The 20988-nt window shown below is 51.0% G+C and carries 14 protein-coding genes and 1 pseudogene; 9 read left to right on the top strand and 6 right to left on the bottom strand.

Translation table 11 applies throughout. The features are described 5' to 3' along the window. The first annotated feature begins 75 nt into the window (after positions 1-75). The 3 genes from D570_RS0105050 to D570_RS0105040 all read left to right on the top strand — a co-directional run bounded on the left by D570_RS0105050 (position 76) and on the right by D570_RS0105040 (position 3847). Positions 76-1254, top strand: coding sequence for an acetyl-CoA C-acetyltransferase (locus tag D570_RS0105050; RefSeq protein WP_018143313.1), 1179 nt, complete (start codon positions 76-78; stop codon positions 1252-1254). 84 nt (positions 1255-1338) lie between these two features. After that, positions 1339-2658, top strand: a complete 1320-nt coding sequence (locus D570_RS08555; protein ID WP_018143312.1) for a hydroxymethylglutaryl-CoA reductase, degradative — start codon at positions 1339-1341, stop codon at positions 2656-2658. Next, the gene (locus D570_RS0105040) at positions 2651-3847 is read left to right on the top strand and encodes a hydroxymethylglutaryl-CoA synthase (RefSeq protein WP_018143311.1); all 1197 of its coding nucleotides are present in this window, start codon (positions 2651-2653) and stop codon (positions 3845-3847) included. Before D570_RS08555 ends, D570_RS0105040 begins: the two co-directional genes overlap by 8 nt. 34 nt (positions 3848-3881) lie before the next feature. On the opposite strand, the gene D570_RS0105035 is transcribed toward D570_RS0105040, so the two are convergent. Beyond that, complete coding sequence (locus tag D570_RS0105035) at positions 3882-4550, bottom strand: LuxR C-terminal-related transcriptional regulator (RefSeq protein ID WP_018143310.1); 669 nt, start codon at positions 4548-4550, stop codon at positions 3882-3884. After that, complete coding sequence (locus D570_RS08550) at positions 4547-5887, bottom strand: ATP-binding protein (RefSeq protein ID WP_169331229.1); 1341 nt, start codon at positions 5885-5887, stop codon at positions 4547-4549. Before D570_RS08550 ends, D570_RS0105035 begins: the two co-directional genes overlap by 4 nt. 162 nt (positions 5888-6049) lie before the next feature. Here D570_RS08550 and D570_RS0105025 point away from each other — a divergent pair, with 162 nt between their 5' ends. Beyond that, positions 6050-7753 carry a PspC domain-containing protein gene (locus D570_RS0105025; RefSeq protein WP_083907399.1) on the top strand — a complete coding sequence of 568 codons (1704 nt, stop codon included), beginning with the start codon at positions 6050-6052 and terminating at the stop codon, positions 7751-7753. Between the two features lie 3 nt (positions 7754-7756). After that, positions 7757-8599 (top strand): hypothetical protein, encoded by an 843-nt coding sequence (locus D570_RS0105020; protein WP_026181901.1) that lies wholly within the window; start codon positions 7757-7759, stop codon positions 8597-8599. Positions 8600-8724: 125 nt separating this feature from the next. Here the strand turns inward: D570_RS0105020 and gdhA are convergent, their stop codons facing one another. Both gdhA and D570_RS0105010 read right to left on the bottom strand, forming a co-directional pair. Further along, positions 8725-10074 carry an NADP-specific glutamate dehydrogenase gene (gene gdhA / locus D570_RS0105015; RefSeq protein WP_018143306.1) on the bottom strand — a complete coding sequence of 450 codons (1350 nt, stop codon included), beginning with the start codon at positions 10072-10074 and terminating at the stop codon, positions 8725-8727. A gap of 152 nt (positions 10075-10226) precedes the next feature. Continuing rightward, positions 10227-10829, bottom strand: a complete 603-nt coding sequence (locus D570_RS0105010; protein ID WP_018143305.1) for a DUF4125 family protein — start codon at positions 10827-10829, stop codon at positions 10227-10229. Between the two features lie 340 nt (positions 10830-11169). Between D570_RS0105010 and D570_RS0105005 the strand changes: the two genes are divergently transcribed. Continuing rightward, positions 11170-13671, top strand: coding sequence for a glycoside hydrolase family 2 TIM barrel-domain containing protein (locus D570_RS0105005; protein ID WP_018143304.1), 2502 nt, complete (start codon positions 11170-11172; stop codon positions 13669-13671). A gap of 72 nt (positions 13672-13743) precedes the next feature. On the opposite strand, the gene D570_RS08545 is transcribed toward D570_RS0105005, so the two are convergent. Then, positions 13744-15615 carry a DUF4037 domain-containing protein gene (locus D570_RS08545; protein ID WP_018143303.1) on the bottom strand — a complete coding sequence of 624 codons (1872 nt, stop codon included), beginning with the start codon at positions 15613-15615 and terminating at the stop codon, positions 13744-13746. Positions 15616-15736: 121 nt separating this feature from the next. On the opposite strand from D570_RS08545, the gene D570_RS0104995 reads away from it, so the two are divergent. Together D570_RS0104995 and D570_RS08900 are read left to right on the top strand one after the other, a co-directional pair. Next, positions 15737-16639 carry a M15 family metallopeptidase gene (locus tag D570_RS0104995; protein WP_018143302.1) on the top strand — a complete coding sequence of 301 codons (903 nt, stop codon included), beginning with the start codon at positions 15737-15739 and terminating at the stop codon, positions 16637-16639. A gap of 171 nt (positions 16640-16810) precedes the next feature. Beyond that, positions 16811-18312 (top strand): annotated as a pseudogene (locus tag D570_RS08900) (APC family permease). A gap of 61 nt (positions 18313-18373) precedes the next feature. Here the strand turns inward: D570_RS08900 and D570_RS0104985 are convergent. After that, the gene (locus D570_RS0104985; RefSeq protein ID WP_018143301.1) at positions 18374-19381 is read right to left on the bottom strand and encodes a LacI family DNA-binding transcriptional regulator; all 1008 of its coding nucleotides are present in this window, start codon (positions 19379-19381) and stop codon (positions 18374-18376) included. A 214-nt stretch (positions 19382-19595) separates the two neighbouring features. On the opposite strand from D570_RS0104985, the gene D570_RS0104980 reads away from it, so the two are divergent. Beyond that, positions 19596-20918 (top strand): ABC transporter substrate-binding protein, encoded by a 1323-nt coding sequence (locus tag D570_RS0104980; RefSeq protein ID WP_018143300.1) that lies wholly within the window; start codon positions 19596-19598, stop codon positions 20916-20918. Positions 20919-20988 lie beyond the last annotated feature (70 nt).

Genomic DNA, 20988 nt, shown 5'->3' with positions numbered 1-20988 from the left:
AAATGTAGCGGAATTGCGCACAATGCAAGTCTTTACTTTTTCATCATAGAGGCGAACCGTAGAATTAACTTCGTTATGATTGATGTAGTTATTGTAAGTGCAGTGCGCACGCCTATTGGTAAATTTCGTGGAGCTTTAGCATCCCTCACGTCAGTAGATTTAGGAACAATCGCTGCGAAGGCTGCTATTGAGCGCTCCGGCTTAAGTGCGTCCGACATTGATCAGGCGATTTTTGGAAATGTGTTACAGGCGAATTCAGGCCAAAATGTGGCTCGTCAAATCGCGCTTAACGCTGGCATGACCACGGATTCCACTGCAATGACTATTAATGAAGTGTGCGGATCAGGCCTTAAAGCTGTACGTGTGGGGCAGGCAGCTCTGGTCATGGGCGATGCTGATATCGTGCTCGTCGGGGGCACGGAGTCCATGAGTAATGCGCCACATTATTTGCCAAAACTGCGCGATGGCTACCGCTATGGAAATACGGAAATGGTGGATGCTATTTTCCGCGATGGTTTATCTGATGCGTTTACAGGCGAAGCCATGGGGGTAACGGCGGAAAACGTAGCGGAAAAATTCCACATCTCCCGTCAGCAGCAAGATGAATTTGCCTTTAACTCGCATCAAAAGGCTGTAGAAGCGCAAAATGCCGGCGCTTTTGATGCAGAAATCGTACCCGTTACGATTCATACGCGCCGTGGCGATGTAGTGGTATCGCAAGATGAAAGCCCACGGCCAGATACTTCGTTGGAAAAGTTGGCATCGCTCAAAAGCGTTTTTGTTGATGAGGGTACGGTGACAGCAGGCAATGCCAGTGGTATTAACGATGGCGCCTGCGCGCTGATTCTTATGCGCAAGGACGCTGCTCTTGAACGTGGCATTCCTTATTTGGCGGAAATTCGCGCCTATCGTGAGGGTGGCATCGATCCAGATTTCATGGGATACGCGCCAAAGCATGTCATTGAAAAGCTAATGAAAGCCTCCGGCTCCACGCTCGAAGACATGGATCTTGTAGAAGTGAATGAAGCCTTTGCAGCACAATCCTTGGCCGTGGCAGAGCAGCTCAAATTGGACGAAGCAAAGCTCAATGTCAACGGCGGAGCCATTGCACTCGGCCACCCACTGGGCTGCTCAGGCGCGCGCATTCTCACCACGCTTATCCATGCGTTGCGCGCTCGCGGCAAGCATAACGGCGTGGCAGCCCTATGCGTAGGCGGGGGCATCGGCGTGGCTATGCAAGTAGAAGTGGCATAAGCATAAAACGCTGTGCGGTTGGCGAGTTAGAAACGAGCGCTAGTCTTTTGCAAATGGAGATATCGAGCAGATGAGGAGTGTGCTATGAATAATGCCCGAAGATTTTATCAACTCTCTGCTCGAGAACGGCTCGATATTTTACTGTCCGAAGGCGTTGTGTCATCTGCGGAGTACGACCAGCTAGTGAAGGCAAACGAGGAAGGCATCCTCGACAAAGATGTGGCAGCCCACCTCATAGAAAATCAAATTTCACAGTACGCTTTGCCTTTTTCGGTGGCGCGCGAACTCAAAGTCAATGGTCACACCTACAACGTTCCCATGGTGGTAGAAGAAGCCTCCGTGGTGGCAGCCGCTTCGCATGGCGCGACGATGGTGGCACGCTGCGGTGGCGTGCAGGCGTGGTCCCAAGATCATCGCGTTATCGGGGAAATCGTGTTTCCAGCCTCAGAAGTCAGCGAAGAGTCCGTCAAGGAGCTCATTGTTTCACGTGGAACGGAGCTTTTTGACATCGCGCGCAATGCGTTGCCTAGTATGCACAAGCGTGGCGGTGGGCTGATGGATATATCCGTGGATACTACGGCACAAGGCAATTTTGTACGAGTCCTCCTCACCATCAACCCCTGTGATGCCATGGGTGCAAATGCTGTAAACACCATCGCAGAAGCACTAAAAACACAGTTATCTGAATGGCTCGGATCTGCGGCTTTGGTGGCGATTTTGTCCAACAGTGCGGACTACAGCCTGACGCAGGCAAGCGTGGAGCTGACGCCAGAGTCTGTGGCAATCCGTGGCATTGAGCCAGCGCGCCTAGTGCATCGCATTGCCTTACTCTCCGATTTAGCACAGGAAGATTATGCTCGCGCGGTGACGCATAATAAGGGCATTATGAATGGTATTTCGGCCGCGGTGTTAGCTTCCGGCAATGATACCCGCGCTGTCGAGGCCAGTGCACACGCCTATGCGGCACACTCCGGACGCTATATGCCACTATCGCAGTGGTGGATAAACGATGCGGGCAATCTCTGCGGGCGCATTGAGCTGCCCCTGCAAGTAGGCATTGTGGGTGGAGCGGCGAGCTCGCTGCCTCTGGCGAAGATTGCGCGCACTATGGGTGGATACCAGAGCGTAACAGAGTTTAAGAACGTGCTTGCAGCTCTAGGACTGGTGCAAAATCTTTCCGCCTTGCGCGCTCTAGCTGGACCGGGAATCCAAGAAGGCCATATGAGCTTGCAAATGAACGCCTTGGCCATCGCTGCAGGTGCTACAGGCGAAGAAATCGATGCAGTAGCCAATGCCTTGCGTGCTTTACCAGCAGCTGAACGCACAGCACAGCGTGCGCAGGACATTGTTCAGAGCTTACGAGAGGCACAGGCCTCAGATGTTCAAGGAGAAAGTCATGAATAATCATCAATCCATCGGCATTGATCGTATCAGCTTCTTTACTCCTCATTATTATCTGGATATTCGTGAGCTCGCCGAAGCGCGCGGAGAGGAGCCGGATAAATACACCATTGGCATTGGCCAAGATCAGCAAGCCGTCATCCCCTCGAGCCAGGACGTAGTGACCATGGGGGCTACTGCAGCCCTGCGTTTGCGTGAGGACATCGATGAAGACAATCTAGGATTGGTTATCCTGGGCACGGAATCTGGCGTAGACGCGTCAAAGGCTGGAGCTTTGTATATTCACCAATTGCTGGGTTTGCCACACGCTGCGCGCGTAATGGAAATTAAGGAAGCGTGCTTCGGCGGTACGGCAGGGCTTTTAACGGCTCGCGATTACGTGGCGGCTCATCCGGATAAGCAGGCGTTGATTATCGCTTCCGACGTGGCGCGCTATGGCCTGAACACAGGTGGTGAGGTAACGCAAGGCGGCGGTGCTGTGGCCATGCTCGTCACAGCGAATCCTCGCATCCTAGCAATTAGCGCAGACTCGGAGGTTTATAGCGCCAGCATTCAAGATTTCTGGCGTCCCGTGTACACAGACGAGGCGCAGGCTCGCGGCAAATACTCTACCGAGCAGTATTTGGAATTTTTCGCACACGTTTGGACGAATTACTCCCAGAAAACCGGCGCACAAGCTTCCGATTTTGCGGCTTTCCTGTACCATTTGCCGTACACAAAAATGGGTGCGAAGGGCTTAAAACAGCTTTTTGCCTTAACGGATCTCAGCGCAGAAGAGCAGGAGCTGCTGCGCACAAGATTTGATGCCAGCATTCAATACTCACGCCGCGTAGGCAATCTCTATACGGGTTCCCTGTATCTGGGTTTGCTCTCCCTGCTCGAGCTGGATCACAGCCTCATGACAGGAGACACGTTAGCACTGTTTTCCTATGGTTCAGGTGCGGTGGGGGAGCTCTTTACAGGAAGGCTCGTCGAAGGTTACGAAAAATACTTGTATACCCGCGAACATCAGGCGTTACTGGACAACCGTCAACAGGTGGGCATGGACGAATACGAAAGCATTTTTACAGATGCCGTGCCATACTCTGCTGAGGATTATGCCACAAATCCGCAGTATTACTGCGGAGAATTCGTGCTGACCGATGTGACGGGCATGGAACGTCATTACGCTGCCGTGAAGGATTTAGACTAGGGTCTACGTATTTGGTGGAGAGGCCCACACGAGCCTACACTATGCGGCGTTGGGCTGCCCAGCGCGTTAACTGCGCGCGGTTTGAGAGCTGAAGCTTGTGTAAGACCTTCGACATGTGACTTTCTACCGTTTTAATGGAGATAAAGAGCTCTGCGGCCACCTCTTTATAGGTGTATCCGCGTGCAATAAGCCGCATAACCTCCTGCTCGCGCTCGCTGAGGGAGTTGAGCTCTTCATCCTCATATGGATTGAGCTCTTGCTCAGAGGAGGCCGACGCTAAGCCGCCTTGGAAAGCTTGTAAAACAAAGCCCGCCAACTGAGGTGAGAAAACGGCATATCCCTCGTAGACTTGCTGAATGGAAGATATGAGCTCATCGGGGCTGATAGATTTGGTCACATAGCCGCGTGCGCCCGCACGAATAACAGCTCCTACATCTTCCGCAGAGTCAGAAACAGACAGTGCCAAGAAGGTGGTGGATGGGGAGAGCGCCTTGGACCGCAGCAAAATTTCCGCTCCGCCGCCGCCATTTCCGCCCGGTACATGCACATCCAGCAAAACCACATGTGGCTTGGTGTCTGCAATCATGGCAATGGAACCTTCGACATCGCCAGCTTGCCCCACGATTTCCACGGATCCTGAAATGGCAGCAATCACCCCTGCACGAAACATTTCGTGATCATCAACTACCGCAACGCGAATCATCTCTTATCCTCCAATGGCAAGCTCATGCGCACTTCCGTACCCCACTGTGGTCTGGATACTATTGTAACTGTACCGCCTGCGCGCTCCACACGGCCCTTCATAGAATGGCGGATGCCCATACGATCTGCGGGGATATTGTCAATATCAAAGCCATCTCCATGGTCTCGCACAAACACTTGAATATCCCTTGCGCCGGATTCCACATACAAAGAAATCGGTGTTTTACCGTGTACACAAGCATTCGTTAGCGCCTGCTGAGTGGCCTCAATGAGAGCCAGAGTCCGCTCATTTGGCTGTGCATCGCCTACGGTAATCACATCAATCGGAACGCCAAAGGTATCTTCTACGCGCGCTGAAACAAGCTTCATACTGCTGGCTATCGAATCCAGGGCCGCCTCTCGATCTTCATACAGCCATCTGCGCAGCTCGCGTTCCTGACTACGTGCCAATTGTGCCACCATATCTGCATTCCCACTATTTTGGCGGATAAGATTCAAGGTTTGAAGCACGGAATCATGCAGGTGAGCGGCCATATCTGCTCGCTCCTCTTCGCGCTCCTTGCGGGAGGTCTCTTCAACCAGTTTTTGGTGCGATAACGCCAACCATGGAGCGGCGATAAGAGCCGTGCTGATAATGCCAATGAGAAAAATACCGAAAATTTGCAAGGAAATTCGATAATTAAAACTGACAAAGATTAACACAAAAACGCTGATAATAAACAGCGTCAGTGCGGCGGCTGTAACAATTTGGTGACCGGCACTAAAACTTTCGAAATAAATCCAGACACCCAATGCGCATAATGCAGCAATCACAATTTCTATAGCGATGATGGGGTCGAGAATATGTCTATCGATGGCCCACAGAAAGCCCAAAGCGATAATTACAATGCCCACAACGCTGATGCCCAGAAGGTTCCAACGCAGCTGACGTTTCGCATTGGGGTTTTCCATGCTTCCAAACAGTGGCGGAGGAGCCACAGGCATAAATGCATTGCCAATGGTCTCTCCGATATGCTCGGCGTACTGGCCATTGTTTCCCCGTGAAAGCGCTGTCTGCTCGGGCGGAAGGGAATTGTATGGTGCGTACAGCAGGTTTTGCGAAGGCACAGTAATCCATAAAAACAGGTATCCGATAATTCCTAATCCGAAGGACAGGGTCAGAGCAATAAATATGAGGCGAACCAACCACACGGGAACGCCTAAATGCAAAGATAACCCTTTGCACACACCTGCAAAAATGCGCCCTTGGTACGGACGAATCAGCGGATAACGCGCGGGCAAAAGTGGCCGTGCAGCTGGGGCGTCTTGAACGGGTGGGGCATTCCTATTATCTGTCATATCCCTATTATGCATGGCTTCAGGGGGTTTATATAGGGCGCAAAACGCGAAATCGGGGGAGAATCAGGGCTGTCCCCGATATCAGAGCCTGTGGAAACTTGGCATACTCGAAAGTAAGAAATAATAGCTCTCGATAGATAGCTCTTGATAAGGGAGAGAACAATGAAAAACTTTTTTGATTGGATACGGCGCTCGCAGATAATGCGCTCCGACCAACGATGGATTGGAGGCGTGTGCGCCGGCATTGCTCAGCGTCTCGGATGGGATGTGGCGCTGGTCCGTGTGATTATGGTCTTACTGACCATCGTGGGCGCGGGATTATTCGTGTATCCGCTTGCCTGGTTGCTTCTGCCAAACACCAATGGTGAGATATTAGCCGAGGCTCTCTTTGAAGGTCGTTCTACGCCAGGTGAAAGTGTCGCAGCTCTGATTTTCTTAGTTATCGGTGCGCTGTCTACGGCTTTCACCTTCTGGGGGCTATTAACCGTAGCTTTGCTCTTCGTGCTCATTGGTTCAGCAGAAAAGCAGGCCACAAATCCAGCGGGTTGGCAAAAGAACTCGTTTGCCAATTCTTACGGTGGTCCGCGGCAGAACCAGCAGAATCAGCCGTATGCTGGTCAGCCGTACGCGGGCCAGCAGTATCAGACTCCGCAGAATGATGATGCCAGGTTTCGAGCACCCGGATCACCCGTAAATCCTGCATACATGGCTGCTGCGCAGGGTGATAATCCTGCTGCACAAGCACAGGCTGCTCAATCCCAGCCTCAGGCTTCAGCTCAGCCGCAATCAAATCCTTATGCTTACCCACAGTCCTCTGCATATTATGTACCACCCGTACAGCATGTGCAGCGCGAACAGGTCATTCGCACCCGCAAAAGCGCAGGACCGGTAGTCCGACTTTTGGTATGGGCAGGTATTTTCCTATCCGCAGGATTGACGTATCTCTCAGGCATTCTCATGCACTTGGGTGCTGCCGATTTCGTCGGCTGGGCACGTTTGGGCATGATGTGGGGCGTGGGCGTGACCATTGTCCTATGCTTGCTCACCTTGGTGCTAGCGCTTGCAGGACGCAAAACTGCGGGCTACATGTGGTTGACTGCCATCGGCGTCATAGGGTGCTTGATTCTGTCCACCGGAGGCGTGGCATATAACAATTTTCATGTCATCAGCTATTCTGCCAACCAGGCAGTTTCTGGCAATTCCCGCATCACGCATGAATACTCTGTCTCAGATGGAACCACGATAAAGGCAGATAAAAAGCTCATTAGCGATCTACAGGAAGGCGTCGCTTTTACGTCTTCCGATAAGTTCACAACTGCTCAGGTTACCGTAGATTTATCGAATTGGAGCGATGTTATGGGCTCCCACGAGTGGACGAAGTCTGACGGCACGACTCAGACATCCTCGTGCCCAACGGGTGACTTCACAATGGCTTTAACCTCCGTGAATCTGACTCTGATTGTGCCAGAAGGATGCACATATGGGAGAAGCACGATGGGTGGATTTGGTGCTTTTGATACACAAACCGATTGGGCTGCACCTATCGAAAATGAGCTGAACCATAAGTATGCAGAGAAGTTCAGAGCTGCATTGCGTGACATGAGGCAAAAAGAGGATTCGTTGAATGCGGATTCTTCCGAAGATTCGGATGACTACGAATTCCTCGACGATAACGATGACGCGGATTGGTACGATGCGTGGCTGAGATTCGGGGACTACGGCGACCAGCTAACTTCTACTACCTCTTCTTTGAATAATTTGGGAGATGAGTACATGAATGAATTAAGCAATCGCCTAGAAAAAGACATTGAGTTGCGTATAAATTTGATGACCTCATTCGGTCGTTTGAAGGTGCAGGAGGCATAAGAAATGAATACCCCAATGAATTCACAGGATAATTCCTCTGCTTTTACTTCTGCAGATGGTCAGTCATACAACGGGCAAACTGCAGGCGCGCAAGGGGCTCAGAACGCTCAAAATGCCCAGAACGCAAACACCGTACCCAACTGGACTCTCTATAATCAGCAGCCGCCACAGCAGAATGCAAACTCGGCACATACCTACAATCCATATGCGCGCACAAATGCTGCTCCGCCTCATTACGCGGTGCCACCATACGGCACGCCTAGCCCAGGACGCGTCAATTACCCTCCGATGTATGCAAAACCCGTGGCTCAGCCGCGCACGCAAGTCCATTTCACCTATAAGTACGAGTATCACAAGCGACCAAATATTGTGGTTGCGGTGCTTTCGATTATTGGTTTGATTATCGCAGCATTTGCAGGCGTCTTTGTATACACCTTCCCAGAGCCATCGCCACTCTTCAGTCTGGCTCCGATTTATGTGATAACCACGGGATTGATTGCTATCGGTGTGGTGCTTGTCGTGGCGGCGGGCATTACGGCTTGGCGCAAATCCACAGAGAAAAAGTCGGATACAACTCGCGAGCAAGCCACAGCGCCAGCTACGGCACCAGCTACGGCACCATTTGAAGCTGCTGCCAATCCTGAGCAGGACAGCACAAGAGCGAGGGATACCGAGGAAACGACCGTGCTCCCTTCGCAAGACGAAGATTCAGCAGATGCTGAACAAACCGTAACCTTAGAAGAGTTTTCTACGGATGCTGAAGGAGAAGATACGGAGACATTAGCGCACACCAAGCCGCTAGACGCTACAGTGCTAGACGATACGGTACCGATGGAAAAACAATAAATTCTGGGCATTTATGCGCCGCAGAATATAACCCGCATATAACGCAGGGGTGGGGCTTACATCATGTAAGCCCCACCCCTGCGTGTTTACACCAAAGTTTTCGTGGATTTAGTCAATGACCAACTTTAGTAAGCGCCTTGGGCCACCATAGAATCCGCAACCTTGACGAAACCAGCGATATTTGCGCCGGCCATCAGATCGCCTTCGTGACCGTACTTCTGTGCAGCATCCAAAGAGCTTGCCACGATATCCTTCATGATTTCGCGCAACTTCTCATCGGTCTGCTCGAAGGTCCATGAAAGACGGTAGGAGTTCTGGCTCATTTCCAAGCCGGAAACAGCTACGCCACCCGCATTTGCGGCCTTTGCTGGACCGTAGAGCACGTTGTTTGCCTGATATACAGCGATGGCTTCTGGGGTAGAAGGCATGTTTGCACCTTCGCAAACCACGGTGCAACCGTTGTCTACCAACGCCTGAGCGCTGGTTTCATCAATTTCGTTCTGAGTAGCGCAAGGCAATGCGATATCGCAAGGCACAGTCCATACACCTTGGAAACCTTCGTGATATTCGGAGCCTGGCACACGATCAGCGTATTCCTTGATGCGTCCGCGATGGCCCAGCTTGATATCCTTGACGACGTCCAACTGAATGCCATTTGGATCGTAGATATAACCGTTGGAATCAGAAGCGGTGACAACCTTTGCGCCCAATTCCTGAGCCTTTTCGGTAGCGAAAATGGCTACATTTCCAGAACCGGAAATGACCACGGTCTTGCCTTCAAAGGATTCGGAACGCAGCTTATCCATAGCCTCAGCAGTGTAGTAGCACAAGCCGTAACCGGTAGCTTCCGTGCGAGCCAAGGAGCCGCCCCATTCGAGACCCTTGCCCGTGAGAACACCGGTAAATTCGTCGCGAATGCGCTTGTACTGGCCGAAAAGATAACCAATTTCGCGTGCGCCCACGTTGATATCGCCGGCAGGCACGTCGGTGAACTGACCGATGTGGCGCTGAAGCTCGGTCATGAAGGCTTGGCAGAAGCGCATCACTTCCGCATCGGACTTGCCTTTAGGATCGAAGTCGGAGCCGCCCTTGCCGCCGCCCATTGGCAGCGTAGTCAAAGAATTCTTCAAAATCTGCTCGAAACCGAGGAACTTAATGACGGATTCGGTGACGGTAGGGTGGAAACGCAGGCCGCCCTTGTATGGGCCAATTGCGCTGTTGAACTGAATGCGGTAACCGCGGTTAACCTGAGTCTTTCCTTCATCATCGACCCAGCAGACGCGGAACTTGATGACACGCTCTGGTTCGATAAAACGCTCTAAAATGCCGTTTGCTTCATACTGAGGATTTGCTTCAACTACTGGGCCGAGTGTCTCAAAAACCTCACGTACAGCCTGCAAGAATTCTGGTTGATCGCCATCGCGCTTCTCAGCCTGAGCATAAACGCGCTTCAAGTATTCATTCGTAATTGCCATGGTATGTCCTCTTATATGTGATTGTTTTGCTAATGCATAATGTGCAAAACACTACTTATAAGAATATTCTTGGCTCTGCCTTTGCAGACAGCTCAAATGTTACGAGTGTGAAAACGCTTTATTTTGCAAGGCTTTCAACGTGAGATTTTTGTTCAGATTGTGAGATATGTCTCTGCGTCTTCGAGATTTTCGTAACCACTCAAGCGCACCGTCCACGTGACGATTTCCTCCGTAAGATTGATATTCCGACGTTTTTTATCTTCAATCATGGTCGCATATAAGCGCACGGTCTCATCGGAATACGTGCATAATTCGCCGCGCAAATATGTTTCAAAACTCGTGGTTTCCTTCGTATCTTCCGCCGAAGTCATAACGCGCATATTGTCTCCCAAGTGTGGGTAGCGCTGATGAAAATCTTGAGCCCACGTAAGCTGCTGAGCGATGATTTTTTCTTGGAGTTCGTGGCGTTCCGGTGAAATAACGAGCATGTAGGGCTCGAGTTCCTTGTGGAAATACGCTGGCTCGGTCGTAATCATCATCCACGCGTACTTTTCCATGAGCAGGTTGCGCCCGGACGCCAGATCTTTTTCATAACTGGTTAGCAAGTCCTCTGACCAGGTGAGAAATTGGCTCAAACGCATAACGTGAAAGGTGGGCCAGTTTCCTTGGCAGTTGGCTCTGCCGCCTTCGTTATTGACCTGTTGGAATTGGTTCCATTCGGTTGTGACTATGCGTTCTGCTTGATCGGTATGCATCGTAACCTTCTTTGGTGGACGTCCATATGCGCAAGGTGGGCGAGTGGTGTTTCCGGTATGCCTCCTGAGGCACAATCACCCAATAAGCCTTCTTTGTATCACCTTTATTCTAATCAATCGCTCGGGTTCGTTCGCAAAATTCTTTTGCCTGCGAAATTCTGAGGGCTGATATCCGTCCATATAAACCGTGTATAGTGTGTGCTCGATTTTGTCGACTACTATAGAACACAAGAATGCTCAAACAGATGCGCATGAATGTGTGGGGAAGTTGCGTGCCCAATGGAGTTTTGTTACGCGGCTTTCCCTCTTAAATGTGGACTATTCGCAATCCTAGGAGTACATGGTGCTTGCTATTTCATTTAATACCGACTGGGCATACCGCAGAGTGAACGCTGAAATGGGTTATGTCGATCAAACTGAATTTACGTCTGTCCAGCTCCCCCATGATGCCATGCTGTATGAGAAGCGTACACGCTTCGCCGCTTCGGGGAAAAATTGTGGATGGTTTGAAAGTGCGGATTATGAGTATGTCAAAACATTCGTTCCGAGTAATCAAGCCGTGCAAGAGCTGGAATTTGAAGGCGTGTACCACAATGCAGAAGTGTGGTTGAATGGAGAGAAATTAGCATTTCGACCATATGGATATACGAATTTTTATGTGGATTTGTCCTCTCACTTGAAGCGGGGGGAGTCCAACGAGCTGCGCGTTATCGCCCACAATAGCAAGCAGCCAAATTCACGGTGGTATTCGGGAGCAGGCATTTATCGGCCCGTGAAGCTGTGGACGGCGCCGTTCCAGTCGCATATTGCGCGCAATGGCGTCAGCGTCCGCACCCTGAGCATCGGCGAACGTAAAGATGCGGGTCTCACAACTGCACGTATACAGGTTGATGTGCGCGCAACGAATCCGGGCACTGCGGTTATCCGTATCGAGGAGTTAAACGTTGAAAAAACAGTACAGCTAGAACGCAATACGCGAGCTGAGAGCACACAGGCACAAGCGCAAGAGAGCAATGTAGCCGCAAGTGTGCACATCGACCTTCCTTCCGTCCAACCTTGGGATATAACAAATCCACAGCTGTATACGCTACACGTGGCTTATGCGGATACTGAGGGTGCCCAGGATGAGTACATGACCACTTTCGGTGTGCGCACGATTGCGCTGACTAATAACGGCTTCGAAATGAATGGCAAGCGCGTGATTATTCAGGGAGCCTGCATCCACCACGACAATGGTGTGCTAGGTGCCGCCACATATGCTGAGGCGGAGCTCAGGCGCGTTCGACTGCTCAAAGAGGTGGGATACAACGCCATTCGTTCGGCGCACAACCCGTGCTCCCAAACCTTGCTCGAGGCGTGCGATCAATTGGGCATGCTCGTCGTCGATGAATACATCGACCACTGGTATATCCATAAAACACAGCACGATTATGTGCAGTACTTCAATGAGTGGTGGCAGCAAGACTTGCGGGACATGGTCATGAAAGACAGGAATCATCCGAGCGTTATCATGTACTCGACGGGAAATGAGGTCTCAGAAACTGCCCAAAAACGTGGCATCGAGCTGACAGCTCAGATGACGCAGTACTTGCATGCCCTCGATGCGGAGCGCCCAGTAACCTGCGGCATTAATATCTTCTTTAATTTCTTGAATTCTATAGGATTTGGCTACTACTCAGATGAAAAAGCAGCTAAAGAAGCGCGTGAGGCAGAAAAATTAAAGGCCATGGGTTCCCATAAAACCGTGAAACATACGGCAAGCGGAAGTGAATTTTTCAACGAGCTTACAGTAACCTTAGGCGCTGATTTTATGAAAATGGGCGCAGCTTTACCACCATGTGATTGGGTGACGAAGGATGCGTTTGCGGCCATGGATGTGGCCGGCTATAACTACGGCATCAAGCGATACAAGCACGATCTGCGTAAATATCCACAACGGTTTATCCTCGGCTCGGAAACCTTCTGCAGTGATGCGTATGCTTTCCGCGAAATGGCGAAGCAGCATCCACGCCTTATTGGCGATTTCGTGTGGGCGGGTATGGATTATCTAGGCGAAACGGGCGTGGGCAGCTGGGAATACGCGGACTATGCACCGATGCATCAGCAGTGCGGATGGCTCACCGCTGGTTCGGGCCGTCTCGATCTTATCGGCAATCCACTGGGTGAAGCTTTGTATACACGCGTGGCACTCGAAGTAGACGGTGAGGTGGGACCATACATCGCCGTAGTGCCGGTTAATCATACGCATGATAAGCATTCTCCGAGTGCATGGAAAATGAGCAATGCGCTACCTTCGTGGAGCTGGAATGGTTGTGAAGGCCAGGATGCAAAAGTGGAAGTCTACGCACGGGCGGCGAGTGTGGAATTGCGCGTCAATGGCACAAAAGTGGGGAGAAAAAAGCTCAAGCGTAACTGTATAGCACGTTTTACGACTCCATGGCATGCGGGCACGGTGGAAGCAGTGTCCTATGATGACAAGGGACGTGAGATAGGCCGTTGCATACTGCGCAGTGCTGTTGCAGATACGCAATTGTCGCTCAATATGGAGCCGGAGTCTGTGCATAGCACCGTGAAATTCATTCACGTGGATTATACGGATGCGCAGGGCACTGTAAAACCGCTGGAGCGGGGACAACTTACTGCACACGTAAGCGGCGAAGGCGTGCGCTTGCTGGGCTTTGGCAGTGCGGCCCCGTATAACGAAAGTTCTTTTGTTTCGGGATGCAGCGGTACGTACTACGGTAGGGCCTTAGCAGTCGTGGAGGTTCCTGAGGGTCCTACTTCAAACGGTGTGCTCACCGTATCGGATGATCAGGGGCGTTCGGCGCAGTTGCAATTGTAAATCACTTAAAGGCGCGGCAAGACATGTGTGTGCGAGGGGTTGAGAACCTTCGCGCACACATGTTTTGTCTGTCTAAAGACTGTGCAAAAGCGGATTTGTGGACGTAATATGCGCCTCTACATAGGGGCGATGCCATTCCAAAAAATCTTCGCTACTGGTTGTTAGACCTTCTGCTTTAAGTTGCTTGACGATGCGATTGCAGATGAAGTCAATGCATCCTTGGGCATTGTAATCCATGTGCGAGGTAACGAGCCGCTCCAAAGGGGTGATGAGGTTGGAAAGCTTGGTACCCATGCGATTGCTCAGTCTTCTCAGCGCAGCAAAGCGCCACTTATAGTAGGGTGCGTAGCCGGCGCTTATCGGGTTATTCATAAGGAAGACGAGCGAAGATACGTTGAGCGCAAATTCGTTGATGGTTAAAGCCATAGCCGCTTCATCGTGACGCGCTTTCATACGTGGATAATTGTATTGTCCCGTTTGTGCAATCATGCCTAAGCGTTGAGAAATAAGGAATAATCGCACATCATCCGGCATATTTTTAAAGCCTTGGCGCCTGCTGGAGAATGCGCCCACGGGATCGGCAAAAATTTCACCGTTCGTAGCCGCTGCCAGGGTGGCTTCATCCAGGCCGAGCCACAGATGCTCCTCACCAGACTCTGCTGGTGCATGACTGAGTCCGGTCATGGATTCAAAGAAGGCATCAATGCTCATGACCCCCTCACGATGTGCACTGCGTGGTGTCTTTGTGGCCGGCTTAAACCCAAGAAAATTCTTATCCAACGCCTCATAGCGTTCTTGCAGCTGCGCACCAAACTGCTCAAAATCCGCCGGAGTTAGCCACACACAGTAACGTGCGCCAAAATCATGATCGTGAGACTGCACATCATCGAAACCATAGCATTCCGACCCGTGGCCTACCAATCCGACGGCCGCCCGCGCTCGCACATCTGCTAAATCACCGCTAAATAATTCGTTCGCCGTGGCTTCCCAAAAACGGCGAGACAGCTGTAAGCCGGAGATGCTTTCCGAGGCATCCGGGGAGTGTGCAGGGGTTTCATCAGTGTCTGTCTGTGAGATGTTTACCTGAGACACGGTGGCCTGCTCAGATTCGACCTGGGCAAGACTTTCGCGGACGATATCTACATTTTGTGCGGTCGTCGTGTAGTAATCACTTTCGGTGCCGTAATATTGTCCAATTAAATCCAGAGCTTGCTCGAAAAATTCTAGAGATTGTGCCACCTTACCCGAGGTGTACAGCGCCTGTGCATACCCAGCCAAAGCCGACGTGTAATGAGCCGATTGCTGGAGCACTGGATTATGCGTATAAATATCTAAACCCTGCTGTGTATGGTCCAAAGCCGACGCAGTATCACCGAGCTGAATGTCCAGCAGGCCCAAATTGGTCAACGTCGTAGCAATATCGGGATCCTTGTCTGGGTGGGAAGAGGACACGCGCATAAGATGTAAGGCATGCGTCATATGCCTGCGTGCGGTTTCGATGTCGCCGGTCTCGCTAAAAAGCATCGAAAAATTGTTATAGAGCGCCGCTTTTTGCCGATCGGTATCCGGCATCGAAGTCTCAGCCTCCTGTGCGGCCAAGTCATAATATTTACGTGCCAGCGAGTACTCGTGTGCCTGACGATAGGCGGTGGCCACATTGATCAAAATAATCGTGCTTTGCATGCTGCCTGCAAGTTTTAGCTCCTCGCGCAGTTGGAGCGCGCGCTCGCAGAGCATCCGAGAGTGCTCATGTCTGCCGTGTGAGCGGTCGAAGCCTAAAAATTCGCTAATCACGGTTAACTCAGCATTGCTATCCTGAGCGGATTGTGCTTGTTTGAGGGCTGCATCCAGATATGGTTCGGCATCCGTGCTTCCTCGATGCTCAGCAAAGATGGCATCGAGACCGGCGTAAAATTCTTCTGCATTGAAATGCTCCACACACATACGACCTATTGTATCGAAAATCGTCTGAGGTGTGCACAAAGTGTGGGAGGCAGGAGCAGTAGGCAGCGGGAAACTTGTGGAGCAGGTGCGCCATACGTGTCCATTGTTACAATTATGAGGTATGAGAAGAGGCACAGAAGACTCACACTCGCCGCGCAGTAGCGGCAGTCATACCGACACGCGTACGCGGGCACGCCATGGTGTGCACAGGGCTGTAAAACCGTGGAAGGCTATTGCTCTGATAATCCTTGCCATTGCAGTCATTATCGGCATTGCCCTTTTTGTGGTGTGGTTTGCGAATAGCCAAACACGCACGAGCCAAAACGCTCAGCCTGTACAAACACAGCAGCTCGATCAGACAGAAACATCACAGTCGCCAGAGGCTCCAGCACAGGAAACTCAAGCTGAAGCAGAGCCACAAACCATTGCCGAACATTTCGGGGTTACGGCAGACGACTGGCGCATTATTTTGATAAACCGTGAAAACATCACGGACGAACTAAGTCCGCAGCTGAGCGTGATGAATTCGCGATGCTCCGTAGATGCCCGCATTGCCGACAATCTTGCCGGATTTTTGAGTGCTGCTCAGCAGATCCATAGCTCAGAGCACCTGATTTCCTGCTATCGCAGTGTGAATTATCAAGCGTCTTTGTTTGAATCTTACGTCAGCTCCGAGATGCAAGCGCATCCGCAGTGGAGCCGGGAGCAGGCGGAAGAATATGTCAAAACATATTCGCAGCCGCCAGGGGCGTCGGAGCATCAGTCAGGACTAGCCGTGGATATGTGCACAATCGAAGAAATGAATGCTCAAGATCCGGCGATTGCACAGGCGGTTCAAGATATTGCGCCGCAATATGGTTTTATTTTGCGTTTCCCAGAGGGGAAGCAGGAGCACACCGGTGTGGGCTATGAGGACTGGCATTTTAGATATGTGGGCGAAGAAATCGCCCAATACATCACCGCGCAAGGCTGGACTTTGGAGGAATTTCATACGCATCTCAACGATCCATACGAGGAGATTTAGAGCCGTATCACTGCGCTCTGAGCGAGAGCGACATCGCATTCTTCAGCCCAACACACATATGAAGTGCGCCTATTGTGTGGTATTTTCGCGAAAAAGGCCGCATATGTTCACCTACTGATACAGTAATCCCACATTTCTTGCAAAAAATGGCGTATCTAGTACATTATTTACGTGAAACTTTTGCGAACTAAATCTATCGAAACTGCGTTGGAGCAGACAAAAGCCGAAGGACACTCTCTGAAAAGGAATTTGGGAGTGTGGGATATGGCTACGATGGCTGTAGCCGTGGCTGTTGGCGCAGGTATTTTCTCTGTAGGCGCTCAGGCTATTGCTTTTCATGCGGGCCCGGGCGCGATTCTCAGCTTTATCATCGCTGGCGCAGTGTGCGTGGGTGTGGCATTGTGTTACGCCGAATTCGCCTCTATGGTGCCGGCTGCGGGCTCTGCCTACACCTTCACCTACACGACTTTGGGTGAATTTATTGCGTGGATTATCGGCTGGGATCTCATTTTGGAGCTCCTCATGGCTGCATCGGTTATCGCGAAATACTGGGGTCTGTATTTGCGCGACTTCTTCAGACTTATGGGATATCCTATTGTCACGCAATGGCAGGTGGCACCTCATTTCACCATTGATTTTGCGCCAATAGCCATTGTTACCTTCTTTACCTTATTGCTTTTGGTGGGAACGAAGATTTCCAGCCGCTTCGACTCTATTTTGACCGTTATCAAGGTCGGTGTGGTGCTTTTTATTATTGTGGTCGGATTCTTCTACTTCAATGCAAGCAATCTCAGCCCATTCATTCCACCAACTCAGGTCGTGCAAAGCTCGGGTGATGCTGCATCGACGCTCGCCACCTTGGAGGAGCCACTCTTGCAGTGGATTTCCGGTCAGCAAGCCAGCATGTACGGTTGGGACGGTGTGCTGTCTGGTGCGGCCTTGGTGTTCTTTGCCTTCATTGGTTTTGATATTATCGCCACCGCGTCCGAGGAAGCCAAGGATCCTGCGCGCACAGTGCCGCGCGGTATCACCCTCGGTTTGGGCATTGTGATTTTGCTCTACGTCTTGGTGACCATCGTCACTTCGGGCATGGTGTCCTACGCTCAGCTCGCGCAAGTGAAAAATCCTTCGCTATCTACCGCGTTTGAACTTGTAGGAGCGGGCTGGGCTGCGAAAATTATTTCCTTTGGCATTTTGATAGGCCTCACCACGGTCGTTATGGTATTGCTCCTCGGCTTGACGCGCGTAGTCTTTGCCATGAGCCGTGACAACTTGCTTCCTCAGGGCATTTCTCACACCAATAAGCGCGGTGTGCCAGCAAAATTGCAAATCGTTTCCAGTGTCGTAGTGGCTGTCATTGCCTCCACTTTTGATATCAGTGTGCTGGCCGATATGGTAAATATTGGTACGCTGTCCGCCTTTGTGTTGGTATGTGTGGGCATCCCGTCATGCGCAAAAAGCGCCCAGATTTCGAACGCTCGTTCAAAGTTCCAGGCAATCCATGGTTACCAATCTTGATTGCCATTGTGTGCTTTATCGTGATGTTCTACCTGTCCGTGCTCACCTGGATTCGCTTCCTCGTCTGGTTGGCCGTAGGCATTGCTATTTACTTCGCGTATTCGTATAAGCATTCCTTGCTGAACGAAGAAACGCATCCGAAGAAGAAAGCTTAGCTTGCGTGATATGTATAAAGCCGCTGGTGGATGCCAGCGGCTTTTATTGTGCACGGGAGGACTACTGCGGTGCTGCGGTGGTTTCCAGCGGGAGCAGCGTTGTAGGCAGCACAATATGAGTCTTGTCAAGCACTGTGTTATGAATTAAATCCAAGGCCACCTGAGCGCTGCGTGCGCCGATTTCGCGAGCCGGTTGCTGAACCGTGGAAATGCCGGAATCTATTGCGGTGGTTTGCCCATCAAAGCCCATAACGGAGATTTTGCGCGGGCAATCGATGCCCATATTGCGTAGCTCGTGTACGACTTGCATTGCAATCATATCTGACCATACGCACAGAGCCGTAGGAGGCTGTGGTAAGGCTAAAATATGTGCCACAATTCTGCGAATTTCCAGGGGGGATAGGGCTGTCAGTTCAAAAGTGCCGCAATCGTTTAATTGTAATTCGCGCAGAGCCTCTCGATAACCCATAACACGTTCATCGGATCCCCAGCTCGCGTTCTTATAGGATTTCCCAATATAGGCAAAGTGCGTATGGCCTAGGGCTGCAAGATACTGCACGGCCGATTTTTCGCCTGCAATATCGTCGATGCCTACAGTTGCTTGAGCGTATTGCGCCTGAGATGCATTGATGGAGATAATAGGCATATCCAGTTTTTTCAATTCATCTCGTTCCGCCTCATCGGGGCCAAAACCGGACAGAATCAGAGCATCTGCATTGCGGTTCGCTGGCCTGCGTCTAAAAAATTCCTGTCTTTCGGCCTCGTTGCCTGCGCGATACAGAATTAAATCGTACTCTTGAGGAAAAAGAACATCGTAGATGCCTTCGGCGATTTCCCCTGTGAACCAACCACTCAAACTTTCGCGGACGAGCAGAGCTATGCGATGAGTATGGCCCGTGGCTAAAGCGGCGGCGGTAGGTGAAGCCGTATAGTTCAAGGATTGGGCTGCGTAGAGCACTTTTTTGCGTGTTTCTTCGTTGACATGCTTGAGGCCGCGCAGTGCTCGAGAAACCGTGTAGGTAGACACACCGGCGGCCTGTGCAACGTCTGCAATTGTTGGCTTCTTCACCAATCCCTCCTCGTAGTAGAAATACCGTTGATTATATCAATCGGTTTTAATTTCTCATTCTACTCATGAGAGTATACCTAAGCGATTATGTTTTCTGGAGATAAAATCCCTACATTTTAGATTTGAATTATTTTATTACATGTGTATACTTAACCATAAGCGCTTAGGTAAATACTTAGAAACTATCTTCGTGTTGAATCAAAGGAGAGAATCAATGAAGATGACACAGTTTGGAAAGATGGCAACGGCAGCCGTTTCCGCATTTGCGTTGCTGGGTGCTCTGAGTGCCTGCGCACCCGGAAGTGCGCAATCCTCATCGGCTACCAGTGAGCCGGCCAGCAAAGACTTCGGATCGGAAAATATCACGTTGACGCTGTGGGACGGTGCTGGGTTAAAAGAATTCGATGACGATTTGATCCAGGCATTTGAAGCACAATACCCAAATGTGACCGTCAAGGCTACGTATGATCCGGATAATACGTCCGCACAAAACGGTCCACGCATTATCTCCTCTGCAGACGCGCCAGATGTGGCCCGCATTACGGATATCAATTCGGCCGTGCGCGGGAAGCACGTCATAAGCCTAGAGGAATACGCCACGCTGTATGGCTGGGATATACCAGATTCACAAGCGATGTCCTACCGAGTGGACGCTTCCGGCAAAATTGGCTCGGGCAATTTATATGCCGTGCCGGATGCGGTTTCTATGACGGGCATGTACTGGAACACAGCCGTGGCACAGTCTCTGGGCATTACGCAAGCTCCTCAATCCATGGACGAGCTGGAAAAGGATTTGCAGATTGCCAAGGATGCGGGCGTCACGCCTATGATTATGCCGGCTAAAGAGGGTGGCACGTCTTTCATTTATCAAGCTTTATGGACCAATAATTCTGGCGCAGAAGTGGTCAATAACTGGATTTATCAGAAGGACGGGGCAACGATCAACGAGGAAGGTGCGATCAAGGCGGCTGAAACCATTCAAAACTGGGCGAACAGTGGATACTTCAGTTCAGATGCTGTGGCTTTGGACGGCACTACGGCCGTTGGGCGCTTTACTCAAGGTGAAGGCTTGTTCTTCCCGGCCGGTAGCTGGTTCTCTTCATCCTTGAATGAGAGCCTCGGTTCAAACGTGGGCTTCTTTGCATTCCCAGGAAGCACGGCAGATCAGACAGGTTCGGCCGCCTCTAACGCCGTGACGCCATTTGGTATTCCGAGCAATGCCAAGAATAAGAATGCTGCAGCAGCTTTCCTCAACTTCCTTATGAGCGATGAGGCGCGACAGATTGCAGTCAAGCACGGATATCCAGCAATTGGCGAAGGTGAATTAACATCAGATAATCCATTGCTGACTCAGATTCTTCAAGCTCAAACGCAGTTAGTTTCCGCGGATAATACAACGGACTATATCAATAATGCTACGGCGGCTATGCAAGCGAGCGGTATTATTCCAAACTTCCAAACTCTGATTGATGGTTCTCAAACACCTCAGGAGTTTGTGCAAGCACTTCAAAAGCAGTACGACTCTGAAGTCAAATAGCAGACATGGGCGTGGAATCTCCATGTGTGTGATGGTAGATTCCGCGCCCATTATTTTGTGGAAAGGCAAT

Source organism: Alloscardovia criceti DSM 17774 (genome assembly GCF_000376885.1).
In the GTDB taxonomy this organism is placed as follows: Bacteria; Actinomycetota; Actinomycetes; order Actinomycetales; family Bifidobacteriaceae; genus Alloscardovia; species Alloscardovia criceti.
The sequence above is the reverse complement of the archived record's forward strand: the minus strand, read 5'-3'. Positions and strand labels throughout refer to the sequence as shown.